Here is an 18,310-nt window from a genome sequence, read left to right on the forward strand (position 1 = left end):
GTCCGGAAGGGATAAACGCTGAAGGCATCTAAGCGTGAAGCCCCCCTCAAGATGAGATGTCCCATTCGAAAGAAGTAAACCCCCTTGAAGACGACGAGGTAGATAGGGCAGGGGTGGAAGTGTGGTAACACATGGAGCTGACTGTTACTAATAGGGTGAGGGCTTGACCAACAATCGCAAGGTTGAAGAATGATTCCATTAGGATGTAACATGTATGTAGTTTTGAAGGTACAATAAATGAGACGGTAGCCATTTGGTTATCGTTTTTTTATTGCCTAAATTATATAAACCTGAAAATCTTAAAAAGCTCTTAAGAATGTTTGAAGAATAGCAATTTAGGTTGCCTGGAAAATAGATTTGTAATATAATGGGAACATTGAAAATGAGAAATAATAAGAAACTGCCTATGCAGCAGTAATACAAAAATGTTGCATGATAGCAGGGAAGAGGATGAAAAATGAGCAGATTATCAGTAGTTCTGCCAGCCTATAATGAAGAATTGATGGTAGGGAAAACCTGTCGGGTACTTCATGAGGTTTTATCAGAAGCAGGTATTTCCTATGAATTGGTGGTTGTCGACGATGGTTCAAAGGATAAAACCTGGGATGAAATTACCAAAGCTGGCGAAAAGGATGTGAACGTCCTTGGCGTTCATTTTTCCAGAAATTTTGGAAAAGAAGCAGCCGTATATGCAGGACTTGCACAGGCAACCGGGGATGTAGTTGCCGTCATGGATTGTGATTTACAGCACCCACCGGAAACCCTGATTCCAATGTATCGTCTCTGGGAACAGGGATGGGAAGTGATCGAAGGGGTTAAGAAATCAAGAGGAACAGAAAGCTTACTCCATAAGGAAAGTGCAGGCTTTTTCTACGGTATCATGTCAAAGGCAACCGGTGTAAATATGCAGAATGCCTCTGATTTTAAGATGATGGATCGAAAAGCTGTAAACAGTATACTTTCTATGCCGGAGAGAAATATGTTTTTCCGGGCAACCTCATCCTGGGTAGGTTATAAAACGACTTATGTAGAATTCGAAGTACATGACAGAGAAGCGGGACAGTCCAAATGGTCAACCTGGTCTCTGGTGAAGTATGCATTTACCAATATTGTGGCATTTACCACTGTGCCATTACAGTTTGTCACAATTGTAGGCGGATGCTGTTTTGGATGTTCCCTGATTTTGATTATTTATTCGTTGGTTCAGTTTTTTGCAGGACAGGCAGTGGAAGGTTACACTACTACATTGATCGTGCTTCTTCTGATTGGAAGTGCAATTATGCTCAGTCTTGGAATTATTGGTTACTACATTGCGAAAATATACGAAGAAGTAAAGCGGCGTCCACGTTACATTATTTCCCAGATTGTGCGCGGAAAGAAGGATGTGTATCAGGAGGTAAATCATGACAGCGCTCATTAAAAAATTGTATGCCAGTGATGTTGTCCGGTATGTTTTTTTTGGCGGATGCACGACACTTGTGAATCTGGTAAGCTTTTTTATTTTGCGTCAGATTGGAGTGCAAAGAGACATTGCAAATGTAATTTCTATTATTTTAGCAATCCTTTTTGCATATGTGGTAAATTCCAAATTTGTTTTTCAGGATAAATGTGAAACCCTCAAAGATCATATTCAGCCTTTTTGTAAATTTATAGGCGCCAGACTGGTGACTATGGTGATTGAAGTTGGCGGAGTATGGTTCTTTGCAGAAATCATGCATATGAATGATATGGTGGGAAAATTCGTTACCCAGTTTGTTGTTCTTGCTCTGAACTACATATTTAGCAAATTCCTGGTATTTACCAGTGGGAGGAAATCATGACGTTAGAAGAGACACGAAAAAGCATAAAGCCTCTGGATGAGGAGAAGATGGAAACAGCCAGAAAGCGCTGGGATAGTATTGCCAAACCTCTTCATTCCCTTGGAAAAATGGAAGATCTGATCACACAGGTTGTGGGAATCACAGGTGAGGTAAAAGTAGACATCAGCAAAAAGGCGTTGGTTGCCATGTGTGCCGACAATGGAGTGGTAGAAGAAGGGGTTACCCAGACTGGACAGGAAGTTACGGCTATTGTGGCGGATAACTTTGTGAAAGAAACTACCACTGCATGTGTAATGTGCCACCAGTGCGGTGTGGCTGTAAAGCCAGTAGATGTAGGAATGGTAAGAGATACCACAGCCCGTACAGACCTGAAGGTAATGTACGGAACCCGCAATATGACAAAAGGTCCGGCTATGACAAGAGAAGAGGCCGTGAAGGGCATTGAAGCTGGAATTGCTATGGCGAAGGAGCTAAAAGCAGAGGGCTATCGTCTTCTGGCCACTGGAGAAATGGGAATTGGAAATACGACCACCAGCAGTGCTGTTGCATCTGTGCTTCTGGATCAGCCGGTAGAAACGATGACAGGCCGGGGAGCCGGACTTTCCAGTGATGGACTTACCCGTAAGATTGATGCGATCAAAAAGGCCATTGCATTGAATAAGCCAGATCCAGAGGATCCGGTGGATGTTCTTTCTAAAGTTGGCGGCCTTGATATTGCGGGAATGGCAGGTGTTTATCTGGGTGGTGCGGCTTTGCAGATCCCGGTTCTGATCGATGGATTTATTTCAGGAGTTGCAGCACTTGTTGCTGCCAGATTGTGCCCAGAAGCTGTAAATTATATGATTGCCAGTCATGTGTCTAAAGAACCAGCAGCCCATCTTGTTTTGGATGAATTGGGAAAAGAAGCGGTTCTCCATGCAGATATGTGCCTGGGAGAAGGAACTGGAGCCATTGCACTTTGTCCGTTCCTTGATATGGGAGCTACCCTATACAATACGTTGAGTACCTTTGATGACATACACGTAGATCAGTACGAGGAGCTGAAATAAGATGATGACAGTTGTGACCGGTGGAAGCGGAAGCGGGAAATCTGCTTTTGCTGAGGATAAGATCTTATCCTTTGGGCCAGGAAAAAGAATTTATATTGCTACCATGCACCCTTATGATGAGGAAAGCCATAAACGTGTAGCCCGCCATCGAAACATGCGTGCTGGAAAAGGTTTTGAGACAGTGGAGTGCTATACAGGATTAAAAAAACTGGATTTTTCAGAAGATGAGGCAGTTCTTTTAGAATGTATGTCCAATCTTGCAGCCAATGAAATGTTCGAAGAAGATGGAGCCGGTGAAAATACTGTGGAAGAAATTATGGAAGGCGTAAAGAAGCTAAAGAGCCAGGTGCGCCATCTGGTGATCGTTACCAATGAGATTTTTTCGGAAGCAGCTGCCTATGAAGGGGATACAGTCCGTTATCAGGAATATCTGGGGAAAATCAACCAGAGTATTGGAAAAATGGCAGATGAGGTGGTGGAAGTTGTATATGGAATCCCCATCTGGCACAAAGGAGGAAAAGGTGTTGAAAATGCTGTGGAACAACTTTAAAGTGGCCTTTGCCATGTATTCAAAGATTCCCATGCCAAGGGCCGACTGGAACAAAGAAAATATGAAATATACCTTTTGTTTTTTTCCATTTATTGGTCTGGTGATCGGAGCTCTTTCTTATCTGGTTGGCTGGGCTGGTGAAAAATTCGGATTTCATTCCACCTTTGTATCAGCGGTTCTTGTGCTGGTTCCGGTACTGGTGACAGGAGGCATTCATGTGGATGGCCTTCTGGATACTTCCGATGCTTTAAGCTCCTGGCAGGAGCGGGAACGGCGTCTTGAAATCCTGAAAGATTCCCATGCCGGTGCATTTGCGGTTATTACAGCATGTGTGTATTTTCTTGCCTGGTATGGTGCTTACAGTCAGCTTTGGACCAATCAACCGGCACTTTTGATCATGGCTCTGGGATTTATGGTTTCCAGATGCTTTTCCGGAATTAGTGTTATGACATTTCCGAAAGCACGGAAAGATGGAACTGTGGCAGAATTTTCCAGAAAAGCGGAAGAAATGACCGTGAGAAATGTGCTGATCCTTTATCTTGGAATCCTCCTGGCGGTGATGGTGTGGATCCAGCCCATACTTGGTGTTCTGGCATTTGCTGCAGCTGCCTTTAGTTTTCTCTACTATCATCACAAAGCCATGAAATACTTTGGAGGGATCACAGGCGACCTGGCAGGCTATTTTCTTTGCCTCTGCGAGGTGACAATGGCGATTGTGCTTGCGGTAGCATCTGTGTGGTTCTAAAGAGCAGGGAAAAGAAAGGGGAAAGATACAGATGGAAATGATCATTGGAGGGGCGTTTCAGGGAAAAGGTGCTTACGCGAGGAAAACGCACCCTGAAGTTGCTTGGAAAAATGGAGCTGATCTGGAAAAAGAGGATTTAATGACAGCAGATGGTGTTCTGGATTTTCAGGAATACATCAAAAAGGAATTAAAAGCAGATCGGAATGTGGCTGGCCTGGCAGAAGAATTGTCTGAGAAAAATCCAGATATTATTCTGGTGAGCCAGGAAGTGGGATATGGTGTTGTCCCGATGGATGCTTTTGACCGGAAATACCGGGAGGCTGTGGGAAGAGTCTGTACAGGCCTGGCGGCAAAATGCAGTAAAGTAACGCGTGTAGTTTGCGGAATTGGGACGGTGATCAAGAATGCTTAAGCTTTTGCTGGTCCGCCATGGGGAAACCGAAGGCAATAAGTTAAAAAGATACATAGGAAAAAGAACGGACGAGCCCCTTTGCCCTGAAGAAGAAAGCCGGCTGGAGCAGCTGGATTATCCGGCTGTACAGGCCGTATATGCAAGTCCAATGCTTCGCTGCACCCAGACTGCCAGAATTCTTTTTCCAGGGAAAAAGCTGAACATTATAGATGAGCTTGCAGAATGTGATTTCGGAGAGTTCGAAAATAAAAATTATCTGGAACTGGATGGAAACGAGCACTATCAGGCCTGGATCGATTCTGGCGGGCTGCTGCCATTTCCAGAAGGAGAGAGCCGGGAGGAATTTAAGAAACGAAATGTAGTGGGCTTTCAGAAAGCCGTGAACGGCTGTATCCGGGGAAAGCTTTCTACTGCGGCTCTGGTGGTGCATGGCGGTACCATCATGAACATTATGGAAGAATATGCAGATGAAGAACGTTCCTTTTATGACTGGCATGTGAAGAATGGCAAGGGATATGAAGTGGAAATTGATCCTGAATTATGGAAAAAAGGCAGGCAGTTTTTACATATGATCCGGGAATTGTAGAAAACAGCATCTTATGTGTATATTGCAATGGAATTGAAAGGTGAATATTTTTTATAGAAGATAGAGCAAGGCAGTTCGCTTCAACAGCGGGCTGCCTTGTTTGCATATAACGGGAAAATTCGTATAATAGGTTAGTTTAACTGAACAAAAATTTTGAGAAAGCCAAAAATATTTTTAGAATTGCTATTGAAATTTGTAAGGGAATATGTTACATTAACTGTATAAAATATCCTAAAAAATGTTGAAATGTGCTTTTTGATTCGACAATTTCACTAAGTAAAGGAGGATACCATATGCTTATTATTGGTAATGGAAGAATGATCACACGGGACGCATCTAATGCATTTATAGAGAACGGCGCAGTTGCAATGGATGGTAACACCATAGTTATGGTGGGGACTACAGATGAGGTAAAGAAAGCATATCCGGACGGAGAATTTGTAGATGCCAGAGGCGGAGTCATCATGCCTGCATTTATCAATACCCACGAGCATATCTACAGCTCTTTTGCCAGAGGACTGAGTATTAAAGGGTACAATCCTAAGGGATTTCTGGATATTCTGGATGGACAGTGGTGGACCATTGACCGTCATCTTACATTGGAGCAGACCAGACTTTCTGCAATGGCTACCTATATCGACAGCATCCGTAATGGTGTAACTACAGTATTCGACCATCACGCAAGTTTTGGACATATTACAGGTTCTCTTAACGCCATTGAATCAGCAGCTAAAGAGCTTGGGGTACGTACTTGTCTTTGCTATGAGATTTCCGACCGTGACGGCATGGACAAATCCAGAGAATCTGTGATGGAGAATGTGAACTTTATCAAACACGCACTGGCGGATGACAGTGACATGATCGCTGCCATGATGGGTATGCACGCTTCCTTCACAATTTCCGATGAGACCATGGAGCTGTGTAATGAGCTGAAGCCAGAAGGTGTTGGCTACCATATCCATGTTGCAGAAGGCATTTATGACCTTCACCAGTGCCTGAAGGAGCACAGCAAACGAATTGTAGACAGACTTTACGACTGGAATATCCTTGGACCAAAGACACTTCTTGGACACTGTATTTATATTAACGAGCATGAGATGGATCTACTCAAAGAGACCGATACCATGGTTGTCCACAATCCGGAATCCAATATGGGAAATGCCTGCGGATGCCCTCCTACCATGGAGCTGGTACATAAGGGAATCGTTACCGGACTTGGAACAGACGGATATACCCATGATATGCTGGAATCCTGGAAGGTTGCAAATATCCTTCATAAGCATCATCTCTGTGACCCGAACGCTGCATGGGGTGAGGTTCCCAAGATGCTCTTTGAGAACAATGCCATCATTGCCAACCGCTACTTTAAGAAACCGCTGGGCGTTCTGAAGGAAGGTGCAGCAGCAGATGTGATCGTAATGGATTACAACCCGCTGACTCCTATGAGAGCAGACAATGTAAACGGACATCTTCTGTTCGGAACTACAGGACACGATGTAGTGACCACGGTATGTAATGGCAAGGTCCTTATGAAAGACAGAGAAGTGCTGGTTTGTGACGTGGACAAGGTTATGGCTGACTGCCGTCAGTCTGCACAGGAACTGGCAGATGATATTAACGGAGGAAAATAAGTATGAGCGATATTATGACATGTATGCCTTTTGGGCAGCTGATGGACTGGGTCCTTCAGGAGAAAAAGGGGCAGGATACGGTATTTGGGGTACATCGTCCATATACAGCGGATGCGAAGAATGATATGACCATTTTCACCAGAAATCTGGAGACACCAGTGGGACCGGCAGCCGGTCCCCATACCCAGCTGGCTCAGAATATCATTGCATCCTACTATGCAGGAGCGCGTTTCTTCGAACTGAAGACAGTTCAGAAGATGGACGGGGCAGAGCTTTCTGCATGTGTAAATAAACCCTGTATTCTTGCAGATGATGAGGGATATAACTGTGAGTGGTCTACAGAGCTGACGGTTCCGGATGCAATGGGAGAGTACATTAAGGCATGGTTTATCCTTCACGTAATGGCTAAGGAGTTTGGCCTGGGCGCACAGGATGGCTTCCAGTTTAATATTTCTGTAGGATATGACCTTGCAGGAATTAAGGGTGATAAGGTCAATACATTTATTGATGGAATGATGGAAGCGAAGGACACCGCTGTTTTCCAGGAATGTAAGAAATGGCTTCTGGATCATGCCGACAAGTTTCAGAACTTCACCAGAGAAGACATTGAAGCAATCCCGTCCAATGTCTGTAATTCTGCTACGATCTCCACACTGCATGGATGTCCTCCGCAGGAGATTGAGAGCATTGCAAATTACCTTCTTACAGAGAAGCATCTGAACACCTTTGTAAAATGCAACCCTACTCTTCTTGGCTATGATTTCGCAAGAAAGACCATGGATGAGATGGGATATGACTATATGGTATTCGGTGATTTCCATTTCAGAGACGATCTGCAGTATGAGGATGCAGTTCCTATGCTGACCCGTCTGATGAAATTATCCGAAGAGCTGGGCCTGGAGTTTGGTGTGAAAATTACCAATACTTTCCCGGTTGACGTTACCAGAAATGAGCTTCCAAGTGAAGAAATGTACATGTCCGGCAAAGCTTTATTCCCGCTGTCCATTTCCCTTGCAGCCAAACTTTCTGCAGAATTTGCAGGAAAGCTCCGGATTTCCTATTCTGGCGGAGCAGATTATTACAATATTGACAAAATCGTGGGATGTGGTATCTGGCCAGTAACCATGGCGACCACCCTTTTGAAGACAGGCGGCTACCAGAGATTCACCCAGGTGGCAGATAAAGTGGAAGGAATCTGTCCGAAGAAATGGGACGGAATTGATGTGGATGCGCTGAAGAAGCTGGCAGCAGATGCCATCACAGATGCCCATCATGTGAAGAATATCAAGCCGATCCCCAATAGAAAGAGCACGAAGGAAGTTCCTCTTCTGGACTGCTTCTATGCACCATGTTCCGAAGGATGTCCAATCCACCAGGATATTCCACAGTATGTAGCGTTGACTGGTGAGGGCAGGTATAAAGAAGCACTTGAAGTGATCCTGGAGAAGAATGCCCTGCCATTTATTACAGGTACCTTATGTGCACACAACTGTATGACAAAATGTACCCGTAATTTCTACGAGGAATCTGTAAATATCCGTGGTACCAAGCTGACAGCAGCAGAACATGGCTATGAGCAGCTGATCGGTGAGATTAAGGCTGGTGAGCCAAACGGCAAGAAGGTTGCAGTAGTAGGCGGTGGTCCTGCTGGTATTGCAGCTGCTTATTTCCTTGCAAGAGAAGGCACAGCAGTTACTATTTTTGAAAAAGAAGAGAAAGCCGGCGGTGTGATCCGTTACGTGATCCCAGGCTTCCGTATTGGAAATGATGCCATTGACAAAGACATCTCCTTCATCCAGAAGATGGGTGTAGAGATCCGTACCAACACAGAAATCACTTCTGTAGCAGAACTGAAAGCACAGGGCTATGATGCTGTGATCCTGGCGATCGGAGCTGGCAAGCCTGGTACCTTGAAACTGGAAAAAGGTGAGACCGTTAACGCCCTGAAATTCCTTCGTGATTTCAAGGCAAAGGATGGTAAGCTGGATATCGGTAAAAATGTAGTGGTAATTGGCGGCGGAAATACTGCTATGGATACTGCAAGAGCTGCAAAGCGCACAGAAGGTGTAGAGCAAGTTTATCTTGTATACAGAAGAACCAAACGTTACATGCCGGCAGCAGAGGATGAGCTTCTGGAAGTTCTGGAGGAAGGCGTTGAGTTCAAAGAACTTCTTTCCCCGGTAAGCCTTGAGGGCGGCCGACTGATCTGTAAGAAGATGGAGCTTGGCCAGATGGACGCTTCCGGACGTGCAAGCGTGACTGAGACAGCCGATGTAACAGAGGTTCCGGCTGACACCGTGATCGTAGCCGTTGGAGAGAAGATCGATACTGATTTCTATACCGCAAACCAGATCGCAGTAGACGAAAGAGGAAAAGCGAAAGTCAATGATAAGACTCTTGAAACCAGTGTAAGCGGTGTCTATGTCGCTGGTGATGGCGCAAAAGGTGCGGCTACCATTGTAGAGGGAATCCGCGACGCACAGCTGGCAGTAAAGGATATTCTTGGCAAAGAGATCACAAAGGATGCTGCTGTAGCAGGAGAAGAGGCAGACTGCTTTGCAAAGAAAGGTATTCTGAAACACAGCAAGGAAGCGAAGGCCGAGGAAGAGAGATGTCTCACCTGTAACAAGGTCTGTGAGAACTGTGTGGATGTCTGCCCGAACCGCGCAAATATTTCTATCAAGGTTCCTGGAATGGCTATGAACCAGGTGATCCATGTAGATTACATGTGCAACGAGTGTGGAAACTGCAAGAGCTTCTGCCCATATGCAAGCGCACCATACAAGGATAAATTCACTCTGTTTGCGAATGAGAAAGACATGGCAGACAGTAAAAATGATGGATTTGTGGTTCTGGATAAAGAGAACAAGACCTGTAAGGTTCGATTTGTAGGCCAGATCACAGACTGCAAGGCAGATGATCCTGCAGATAAACTGTATGACGGTTTGAAGAAGCTGATCTGCGCAGTCATCGATAATTATGGATATTTAATAATAAAATAAGATGATAGAAAGTGCTGTCCACAGCTTTTAGAAGGGGCTGTGGACAGTATCTATTATAGTGAAAGTCATGGATGTATTGTAAACTAGAACAGACTTTCATAGGTGTAGTAGAAAGGAGAGTCCAACATGGCAGTATTTACAGTCAATGGCCAGCAGGTAGAGGCGAAAAAAAATCAGAAGCTGCTCAGATTTCTCCGTGATGAGTTACATCTGACTTCTGTAAAAGATGGCTGTAGTGAGGGTGCCTGCGGAGCCTGTACCGTGATCATCGATGGCAGAACCTGTAAGGCCTGTGTGCCAGATACAGATCTGCTGGATGGCAGAAATATCATTACAGTAGAGGGACTGACCGATTGGGAAGAAAAGGTATATACCTATGCCTACGGAAAAGCCGGTGCCGTACAGTGCGGCTTCTGCATTCCCGGCATGGTAATGTGCACCAAGGCTCTTCTGGACGTGAATAAAGAGCCTACTGACGAGGAAATCAAATATGCCCTGCGCAACAATTATTGCCGCTGCACCGGGTATGTAAAAATTATAGATGCAGTACGGATTGCGGCCAAAGTCATGCAGGAGGGTGCACTTCCGGAAGAAATGAATAACGACTGGCATATTGGATCCCGTGTGGCAAGAATCGATGTGGGGGAAAAGGTTCTTGGCACTGGCAAATATCCAGACGATTTTTACCTGGAGGGCATGCTGTATGGCTCCGCTTTACGAAGCAAATATCCAAGGGCCAGAGTGCTTTCCATTGATAAGTCCAAGGCTCTGGCACTTCCCGGGGTTGAAGCGGTTGTTACCGCTGAGGACATTCCTGGGGAGAATAAGATCGGGCATCTGAAACATGATCAGTATACCCTGATCCCGGTAGGCGGCCTTACCCATTATCTGGGAGATGCCATTGCACTTGTAGCGGCTAAGGACAAAGAGACCGCGGATAAGGCAGTAAAGCTGATCAAGGTTGAGTATGAAGTGCTTCCTCACGTTCATACCATTGAAGAGGCAGCAGCACAAGATGCGCCAAAGGTATTTGATGAAGAAGAGAATAATATCTGCGCATACAAACATATCAGCCGGGGAAATGCCACAGAGGCTATCGAGAAGTCAAAATATGTGATCTCCCATCATTTTGAGACACCGTGGACCGAGCATGCGTTCCTGGAACCGGAATGTGCGGTGTCTTTCTATGATGAGGACGGAGATGTTTTTGTATATTCCACAGACCAGTCAGCACACCAGACGCTGCACGAATGCAGCTTAGTCCTTGGTACAGACAAAGTAAAGGTGCAGAATGCCCTGGTAGGCGGTGGATTCGGCGGCAAGGAAGATATGACGGTGCAGCATTTAAGCGCACTTCTTACTTATGTGACGAAGAAACCGGTTAAGATGAAGCTTACAAGAGCAGAGTCCCTGCTTGTCCATCCTAAGCGGCATCCATTTTATATGGACATGACCATGGGCTGTGATGAGAATGGAAATATCATGGGCGTAAAGGCAAAGGTTGCCTCGGATACAGGTGCATTTGCATCTCTTGGGGGTCCGGTTCTGGAGCGTGCATGTACGCACGCAGCAGGTCCCTATCATTACGAAAATTTTGAGATTGAGGGAACTGCTTATTATACCAATAATCCACCGGCAGGAGCATTCCGCGGATTTGGAGTTACCCAGACCTGTTTCGCCACGGAGACACTTCTGAATATGATGGCAGATAAGGTGGGGATCACGCCCTGGGAGATCCGTTACCGCAACGCTATTCGTCCCTGGGAGACACTTCCAAATGGTCAGATCGTAGACGATTCCACCGGTCTTGTGGAGACCTTAGAGGCAGTAAAGCCAAAATATGATGCTGCTTTGGCAGAGGGAAAAGCGGTAGGAATTGGCTGTGCTATGAAGAATGCAGGCGTGGGTGTTGGAATTCCGGATACTGGCCGTGTGAAACTGATTTATGAAGAGGATAGGAAGCTTCATATTTATTCAGGGGCTTCCTGCATTGGACAGGGACTTGGCACTGTGCTGACGCAGATGATCGTGAGCAATACAGATGTAAAAAGAGAGGACATCGTTTACGAACGCAGCAATACCTGGATTTCTCCGGATTCCGGAACCACATCTGGTTCCAGACAGACACTTATTACAGGAGAAGCCTGCAGAAGAGCCTGTGAGAAACTGATGGAGGATAAAAAAGCAGGATTAACGGTAGAAGATATGATCGGTAAGGTTTACTATGCAGAGTATCTTGCCAAGACAGATCCTCTTGGTGCCAATGTACCAAATCCGGTTTCCCATGTAGCTTATGGTTATGCTACCCAGGTTTGTATCCTGGATTCCAAAACTGGAAGGATCGAGGAGATGGTGGCTGCCCATGATGTGGGAAAAGCAGTAAATCCTTTGTCCTGTGAAGGTCAGATCGAGGGTGGTGTGGTAATGTCCATGGGATTTGCACTGCGGGAAAAATACCCAATTGATGAGAACTGTAAACCGATTTCCAAATACGGTTCTTTAGGCCTTTTCCGCGCTCACGAGATTCCGAAGATTGATGCCATTGTCATTGACAAGCCTGGTCTTAAGGTTGCCTGTGGTGCTATTGGTATTGGAGAGATTACCTCTATTCCTACTGCACCAGCAATAGCAGATGCCTATTTCCGAAGAGATGGTGTAAGGCGTTACAGCCTTCCTCTTACTGGAACACCATATGAAAGGAAGGGATGAGAGATGGCAGTAAAGAAGAAATTTCCGTACCGGTCAGCTGTTGTGGCATGTAATGGGGGGTGCAGGGCCACAGCGGGTGACGATGGATGCAAAGACGGATGTATTGGCTGCGGAGCCTGTGTAGAGAAATGTAAATTCGGCGCTATTTCCCTGAATCAGTATGGAGTGGCAGAAGTGGACGAAGAGAAATGTATGGGCTGTGGGGCCTGTGGGAAGGTATGTCCCCAGAAGATCATTCATGTTCACGAGTGTGCCAACTGGATCGTGGTAAAATGCTCCAACAAGAGCAAAGGTGCAGAGGCGAAGAAACAGTGTGAGGTCAGCTGTATCGGCTGTGGAATCTGTGAGAAAACCTGTACGGCAGGGGCAATCCGGGTTATGGAGAATTGTGCAGTGATCGAAGAGTCTGTCTGCCTGAGCTGCGGTATGTGCGCGGTGAAATGCCCGAGACATGCGATTTATGATCTGCGGGGGATTTATACAGCGAAAGCTTAAAGCATTTTAGAAATCAGTTTGACTTCTTTTGCAAATTATTTGCCCGAATTTGAATATTATTTTGCAAAATGAGATTGTAAATTTTCAGAAAGTTCGGTATTATATAGTAAAACAGCTAAATTGTTTATAGAATACATGCAAAAATATAAAGAAGGTGAAGCATATGATTGGAAAGAGTGTTCCAAGAGTAGACGCTTATGAGAAAGTGACAGGACGTGCGAAATTTACAGATGACCTGATCCTGAATAAGTGTCTGGTAGCCAGGGTTTATCATGCAAAGATCGGAAACGGTGTGGTAAAATCCATTGATACCAGCGAAGCAGAGGCTCTGGACGGCGTAGTAAAGGTAGTTACCTTTAAAGACGTACCGAATCATTGTTATCCCACACCAGGACATCCCTGGTCTGTGGAACTTGCTCATCAGGATGTGGCAGACCGCAATCTGCTCACTGGACGAGTACGTTATTATGGCGATGATATTGCAGCTGTTGTTGCAGAAGATGAAGTGACAGCTTCCCGTGCATTGAAGCTGATCAAAGTAGAATACGAGGAGTATCCGGTGGTGGTAAGTCCGAAGATTTCCATGCGGGGAACGGAGCATCCTATTCATCTGGACAAGAAGGATAATATTCTGGCCAGGTCCAGCTTTGCGATCGGGGATGTGGACAATGCAATGGAGAAGGCTGCCGTAAAGCTGAAAAGAAGCTATAAGACTCCGATTGTCCAGCACTGTCACATTGAGAATAATATTTCTTATGCTTATATGGAAAAAGGCAGGATCGTGGTGGTTTCTTCCACACAGATCCCCCATATTGTACGTCGTGTTGTTGGCCAGGCACTGGGAATCCCATGGGGCCAGGTACGTGTGATCAAGCCATATGTAGGCGGCGGTTTTGGAAATAAGCAGGAGGTGCTTTATGAGCCCCTGAATGCATTCCTTACCATGCAGGTGGGAGGCCGTCCGGTAAAGATCGAGCTTACACGTGAGGAGACTTTTACCAATACCAGAACCCGTCATTCCATTGAATACGATATGGAAGCGGGAGTGGACGAAGAGGGACATCTTCTTGCAAAGGAAATGACTACCTATTCCAATCAGGGCGCTTATGCCTCCCACGGACATGCCATTGCAGCCAATGGTCTGACAGCCAGCAGGCTTCAGTATGCCTGTCCGAATATCCGTGGAGAAGCCTATACCGTTTATACCAACTGTCCTACAGCAGGTGCCATGAGAGGTTATGGCATTCCTCAGGTTTGCTTTGCCACAGAGAGTTTTATGGATGATATTGCTTATGAGATCGGCATGGATCCTCTGGAATTCCGTAGGAAAAATCTGATCCATGGTTATTATGAGGATGCCTATCTGAAGCCGATCGCAGCCAATACCAACGGCATTTTTGAGTGTCTGGAAAAGGGAGCAGAGTATATTCACTGGGAAGAGAAACGTAAAGCATATCAGAACCAGACTGGTGATATCCGGCGCGGTGTGGGAATGGCGCTGTTTTCCTATAAGACTGGTGTGTGGCCGATTTCCCTGGAAATCGCAGGTGCCAGACTTTCCCTGAACCAGGATGGCAGTGTACAGCTGCAGGTTGGTGCTACAGAGATTGGACAGGGCGCTGATACTGTATTTTCCCAGATGGCAGCAGAGACCCTGCATATGGATATTTCCAGGGTACATATCGTAACCCAGCAGGATACTGATGTGACGCCTTTTGATACAGGTGCGTATGCTTCCAGACAGTCCTTTGTCACTGGTACAGCTGTGAAGGAGTGTGCGCAGCAGCTGAAGCAGAAGATCCTGGAATATGCCAGAACTCTGGTCCCGGGCAATGTGGACAGGCTGGAACTGGAGGATGGTTATGTTCTGGCTGATGGCAAGCCTGCGATTTCCCTTGAGGATCTGGCTATGGAGAGCTATTACAGTCTGAGCAATTCTTCTGTTCTCACAGCAGAGGTTTCCAGACAGGTGAAGAAGAATACGGTTGCCAGCGGCTGCTGTTTTGCGGAAGTGGAAGTGGATCTGAAGCTTGGCAAGATCAAGGTTCTGGATATTGTGAATGTTCATGACAGTGGAACTCTTTTGAATCCACAGCTTGCAGCGATGCAGGTTCATGGCGGTATGTTCATGGGAATGGGATATGGACTTTCTGAGCAGCTTCTTATTGATGAGAAAACTGGAAGACCATTAAATGGGACTTTGCTGGATTATAAAATGATGACAATGATGGATACACCGAATCTGACCGCTGAGTTTGTGGAATTGAACGATCCTATGGGTCCATATGGAAACAAAGCTCTTGGCGAGCCTCCGGCAATTCCTGGGGCACCGGCTATCCGAAATGCGGTGCTTCATGCAACTGGCATCGGTTTTTCCGAGATTCCTCTGACACCACAAAGACTGATAGACGGGTTTACAAAAGCCGGACTGATCTGAGAAAGGGGGCATGAGGAATGTACGATATTGAAAATTATTACAATGCAGGGACCATTAAGGAAGCGGTGACTCTTTTGAAGGAGCATCCGGATGCAAGGGTGATCTCCGGTGGCAGTGATGTGCTGATCAAGATCCGTGAGGGCAAAATGGCAGGCACATCTTTGGTGAGTATCCGTGATATTAAGGAGATTAAGGGAGTCCAGCTGATGGAGTCCGGTGATATTTATATTGGCGCTGGAACTACCTTTTCCCATGTGACTGGTGATCCGGTGATCCAGAAGCTGATCCCGGTTCTGGGGGAAGCGGTAGACCAGGTTGGTGGACCGCAGGTGCGCAATATTGGTACCATTGGCGGAAACGTATGCAATGGTGCAGTCAGCGCAGACAGTGCGCCGACATTGTTTTCCCTGAATGCCATGTTTCGGATCGCAGATGGAACTGGCGGACGGATGGTTCCCATTAAGGACTTTTACCTGGGACCTGGCAAGGTAGATCTGCATCAGGGGGACGTACTTACGCATATTGTGATCCCGGGAAAAGAGTATCAGGGGTATCATGGATTTTATATTAAGTATTCCATGCGAAATGCTATGGATATTGCCACTTTGAGCTGCAGTGTTGTGAGCAAAATTGATCCCTTGAAGAAAGTTCTGGAAGATGTAAGGATTACCTTTGGCGTGGCGGCTCCTGTACCTTATCGGTGTGTGAAGACGGAAGAGGCACTGAAAGGTATGGAGATTGGCGATGTGCTGTACCAGAAGGTGGAAGAACTGGTAAGGGAAGAGATTAATCCTAGAGATTCCTGGCGTGCTTCCAAGGCGTTCCGTTTGCAGATCGGCGGAGAGATTGCGAAGAGGGCGCTGAAGGAGAGTGTCCGAAGGGGAATGGTGACGGGAGTAGTAGTGTCCGATATTCGGGCAACTTCAGGCGAAAATACAAGTGCAAGTGGAAATTTCAGTTCAGATGGAGATTTGAATTTAACCGGAGAAAATGGAGAAATTCAGCCGCCATCTGGCACTGAGAATGTAACAGGAGGTGAGCAGTCATGAAAAAAGATATGCGGCTGGTACAGTGTACCGTAAATGGAAAAGAGGTAGCCGAGTACGTGGACGTGAGAGAATCCCTTCTTGACATGCTGCGCAACCGCCTTGGGCTTACCTCTGTGAAAAAAGGCTGCGAAGTAGGCGAATGTGGAGCCTGCACCGTGATTATTGACGGCGAGACCATCGATTCCTGTATTTATCTGGCAGTGTGGGCGGAGGGCAAAAATATCCGCACCCTGGAAGGGCTTGAGAAAAATGGAGAGCTTACCAGGATCCAGGAAGCTTTTATTGAAGAGGGCGCCATCCAGTGCGGCTTCTGCACACCAGGCTTTGTCATGTCTGCTACAGTGCTTCTGGAGCGGGGCGAGAAGCTTACAAGAGACGCGATCCGCAAGCATATGGCAGGAAACCTTTGCCGCTGTACAGGGTATGAGAATATTGTGAATGCGGTGGAGAAGGTGAATAAGGAGAATATGGCGGCTGGGGATGAGTGAGTTGGTTACTGTTTACTCCGTGACCAGTAACCGCTTCGCGCTGCACAGAAACACGAACCTTCTTGTGACAAGCACAAGAAGTAGCGTTTGCTACGCAAACTTAATTCTCGGGTTTTCTGTGAGTTTTGCTCACAAAAAACACCTCGCGGAACATTACCTGTGAACATTAACGTAAGTTACTGCAATTCTCAAAATCTTGCTGTTTTATGCTATGCTGTAAGTGAAAAACGTGTTATAATATTAATTGTAAAACGATATTGTTATGAACTTTGCTATTCTAAATAATGAATTACTTGATTTGTGATAATATTGTTATGAAATGAAATGCCAGAAGGCGGGGACTTCCCCGCCTTTTCTAAAATATTGAAAATGGACAGGAAAAAAGTATGAGTGACAAATGTGTAATAGTCCGCGGAGGCGGAGACCTGGCGAGTGGCGTGATCCACAGACTGCATCGCTGCGGTTATCGTGTATTGATCTTAGAATGTGAGAAACCAAGCGCAATCCGAAGAAAGGTTGCTTTTTGCGAAGCTGTATATGATGGAACAGCAGTTGTAGAAGGTGTTCTTTGTCGAAGAGCGGATTCTTTGGAAGAAAGTGAGAAAATCTGGCAGGCAGGAGAACTTCCACTTATGGTTGATCCGACAGGCAAATGTATTGCTGAACTTTCTGTCAAGGGAAGGGTATCTGCACTTGTGGATGCAATCCTTGCGAAACGAAACCTGGGGACGTCAAGAGATATGGCTCCTCTTACCATTGGTTTGGGACCTGGTTTCTCTGCTGGTGAAGATGTGGATTACGTTGTAGAAACTATGCGAGGCCACGATCTTGCCAGAATTATTACCAAAGGACCGGCCATACCGAACACCGGTGTCCCTGGAATGGTAGGCGGCGTCAGCAAAGAACGTGTGATCCACTCTCCAGGTGCTGGCAGGATCCATAATATCGCCCATATCGCCGATCTTGTAGAGAAGGGACAGATCCTTGCCTATGTGGGAGAAACCCCTGTAGAAGCCTCTATAACAGGCGTATTAAGGGGGATTATAAAGGAAGGCTACAATGTTCCCCTGGGAATGAAAATTGCCGATATCGACCCCAGAAAAGAGGAGAAAAAGAACTGCTTTACCATTTCGGACAAAGCCAGATGCATTGCCGGAAGTGTGGTGGAGATTTTGTTAAGCGAAGGTGTGCTGCCAGAAAAATAAGCAGCCAGTCAAAGTTTCGAGAGCAACGCTCTAGAGCCTATGCTTGCATGAGACCTTGACAACTGTCTCGTTGTGTTATTAGCATATTTTTGTTTGGAAATGTTATGAAATTAACCTGGATTTGAAGAATGA

15 protein-coding genes and 1 rRNA gene are annotated in these 18,310 nt (G+C 46.0%); all 16 read left to right on the forward strand.

Annotated features, from left to right (window positions below):
• Positions 1–171 (forward strand): 23S ribosomal RNA (locus ACTQ50_RS13855); the annotation flags it as partial.
• 286 nt (positions 172–457) lie between these two features.
• Positions 458–1,420, forward strand: a complete 963-nt coding sequence (locus tag ACTQ50_RS13860) for a glycosyltransferase family 2 protein (RefSeq protein ID WP_441484678.1) — start codon at positions 458–460, stop codon at positions 1,418–1,420.
• Entirely contained in the window at positions 1,404–1,820 is a 417-nt protein-coding gene (locus ACTQ50_RS13865; protein ID WP_441484679.1) for a GtrA family protein, read from the forward strand. Before ACTQ50_RS13860 ends, ACTQ50_RS13865 begins: the two co-directional genes overlap by 17 nt.
• Positions 1,817–2,869 carry a nicotinate-nucleotide--dimethylbenzimidazole phosphoribosyltransferase gene (gene cobT, locus ACTQ50_RS13870; protein WP_441484680.1) on the forward strand — a complete coding sequence of 351 codons (1,053 nt, stop codon included), beginning with the start codon at positions 1,817–1,819 and terminating at the stop codon, positions 2,867–2,869. The genes ACTQ50_RS13865 and cobT overlap by 4 nt, the downstream gene beginning before the upstream one ends.
• A 1-nt stretch (position 2,870) precedes the next feature.
• On the forward strand, positions 2,871–3,419 hold the full coding sequence (locus ACTQ50_RS13875) for a bifunctional adenosylcobinamide kinase/adenosylcobinamide-phosphate guanylyltransferase (RefSeq protein ID WP_441484681.1): 549 nt from the start codon (positions 2,871–2,873) through the stop codon (positions 3,417–3,419).
• Positions 3,400–4,164: an adenosylcobinamide-GDP ribazoletransferase gene (cobS, locus tag ACTQ50_RS13880; RefSeq protein ID WP_441484710.1), complete on the forward strand. Its 765-nt coding sequence runs from the start codon at positions 3,400–3,402 to the stop codon at positions 4,162–4,164. Before ACTQ50_RS13875 ends, cobS begins: the two co-directional genes overlap by 20 nt.
• A gap of 31 nt (positions 4,165–4,195) precedes the next feature.
• Positions 4,196–4,576: a bifunctional adenosylcobinamide kinase/adenosylcobinamide-phosphate guanylyltransferase gene (locus ACTQ50_RS13885; protein ID WP_441484682.1), complete on the forward strand. Its 381-nt coding sequence runs from the start codon at positions 4,196–4,198 to the stop codon at positions 4,574–4,576.
• The gene (locus ACTQ50_RS13890; protein ID WP_441484683.1) at positions 4,569–5,162 is read left to right on the forward strand and encodes a histidine phosphatase family protein; all 594 of its coding nucleotides are present in this window, start codon (positions 4,569–4,571) and stop codon (positions 5,160–5,162) included. Before ACTQ50_RS13885 ends, ACTQ50_RS13890 begins: the two co-directional genes overlap by 8 nt.
• Positions 5,163–5,455: 293 nt before the next feature.
• Entirely contained in the window at positions 5,456–6,793 is a 1,338-nt protein-coding gene (ssnA, locus tag ACTQ50_RS13895) for a putative aminohydrolase SsnA (RefSeq protein WP_441484684.1), read from the forward strand.
• Between the two features lie 2 nt (positions 6,794–6,795).
• Positions 6,796–9,795, forward strand: coding sequence for a putative selenate reductase subunit YgfK (ygfK, locus tag ACTQ50_RS13900; protein WP_441484685.1), 3,000 nt, complete (start codon positions 6,796–6,798; stop codon positions 9,793–9,795).
• A gap of 126 nt (positions 9,796–9,921) precedes the next feature.
• Positions 9,922–12,504, forward strand: coding sequence for a selenium-dependent xanthine dehydrogenase (gene xdh / locus ACTQ50_RS13905; RefSeq protein ID WP_441484686.1), 2,583 nt, complete (start codon positions 9,922–9,924; stop codon positions 12,502–12,504).
• A gap of 3 nt (positions 12,505–12,507) precedes the next feature.
• Complete coding sequence (locus ACTQ50_RS13910) at positions 12,508–12,999, forward strand: 4Fe-4S binding protein (protein ID WP_441484687.1); 492 nt, start codon at positions 12,508–12,510, stop codon at positions 12,997–12,999.
• A 163-nt stretch (positions 13,000–13,162) separates the two neighbouring features.
• Positions 13,163–15,436, forward strand: coding sequence for a xanthine dehydrogenase subunit XdhA (gene xdhA, locus ACTQ50_RS13915; RefSeq protein ID WP_441484688.1), 2,274 nt, complete (start codon positions 13,163–13,165; stop codon positions 15,434–15,436).
• 17 nt (positions 15,437–15,453) lie between these two features.
• Positions 15,454–16,485 carry a xanthine dehydrogenase subunit XdhB gene (gene xdhB / locus ACTQ50_RS13920; RefSeq protein WP_441484689.1) on the forward strand — a complete coding sequence of 344 codons (1,032 nt, stop codon included), beginning with the start codon at positions 15,454–15,456 and terminating at the stop codon, positions 16,483–16,485.
• The gene (gene xdhC, locus ACTQ50_RS13925) at positions 16,482–16,973 is read left to right on the forward strand and encodes a xanthine dehydrogenase subunit XdhC (RefSeq protein ID WP_441484690.1); all 492 of its coding nucleotides are present in this window, start codon (positions 16,482–16,484) and stop codon (positions 16,971–16,973) included. The genes xdhB and xdhC overlap by 4 nt, the downstream gene beginning before the upstream one ends.
• A 386-nt stretch (positions 16,974–17,359) precedes the next feature.
• Positions 17,360–18,178, forward strand: coding sequence for a selenium-dependent molybdenum cofactor biosynthesis protein YqeB (gene yqeB / locus ACTQ50_RS13930; protein ID WP_441484691.1), 819 nt, complete (start codon positions 17,360–17,362; stop codon positions 18,176–18,178).
• The last annotated feature ends 132 nt before the right edge of the window (positions 18,179–18,310 follow it).

Source organism: Blautia sp. Sow4_E7 (genome assembly GCF_052116245.1).
GTDB lineage: Bacteria > Bacillota > Clostridia > Lachnospirales > Lachnospiraceae > Blautia_A.

Coding starts and splice junctions, on each gene's coding strand:
- ACTQ50_RS13860 (WP_441484678.1), top strand. CDS start 458: ATGAGCAGATTATCAGTAGTTCTGCCAGCCTATAATGAAGAATTGATG.
- ACTQ50_RS13865 (WP_441484679.1), top strand. CDS start 1,404: ATGACAGCGCTCATTAAAAAATTGTATGCCAGTGATGTTGTCCGGTAT.
- cobT (WP_441484680.1), top strand. CDS start 1,817: ATGACGTTAGAAGAGACACGAAAAAGCATAAAGCCTCTGGATGAGGAG.
- ACTQ50_RS13875 (WP_441484681.1), top strand. CDS start 2,871: ATGATGACAGTTGTGACCGGTGGAAGCGGAAGCGGGAAATCTGCTTTT.
- cobS (WP_441484710.1), top strand. CDS start 3,400: ATGCTGTGGAACAACTTTAAAGTGGCCTTTGCCATGTATTCAAAGATT.
- ACTQ50_RS13885 (WP_441484682.1), top strand. CDS start 4,196: ATGGAAATGATCATTGGAGGGGCGTTTCAGGGAAAAGGTGCTTACGCG.
- ACTQ50_RS13890 (WP_441484683.1), top strand. CDS start 4,569: ATGCTTAAGCTTTTGCTGGTCCGCCATGGGGAAACCGAAGGCAATAAG.
- ssnA (WP_441484684.1), top strand. CDS start 5,456: ATGCTTATTATTGGTAATGGAAGAATGATCACACGGGACGCATCTAAT.
- ygfK (WP_441484685.1), top strand. CDS start 6,796: ATGAGCGATATTATGACATGTATGCCTTTTGGGCAGCTGATGGACTGG.
- xdh (WP_441484686.1), top strand. CDS start 9,922: ATGGCAGTATTTACAGTCAATGGCCAGCAGGTAGAGGCGAAAAAAAAT.
- ACTQ50_RS13910 (WP_441484687.1), top strand. CDS start 12,508: ATGGCAGTAAAGAAGAAATTTCCGTACCGGTCAGCTGTTGTGGCATGT.
- xdhA (WP_441484688.1), top strand. CDS start 13,163: ATGATTGGAAAGAGTGTTCCAAGAGTAGACGCTTATGAGAAAGTGACA.
- xdhB (WP_441484689.1), top strand. CDS start 15,454: ATGTACGATATTGAAAATTATTACAATGCAGGGACCATTAAGGAAGCG.
- xdhC (WP_441484690.1), top strand. CDS start 16,482: ATGAAAAAAGATATGCGGCTGGTACAGTGTACCGTAAATGGAAAAGAG.
- yqeB (WP_441484691.1), top strand. CDS start 17,360: ATGAGTGACAAATGTGTAATAGTCCGCGGAGGCGGAGACCTGGCGAGT.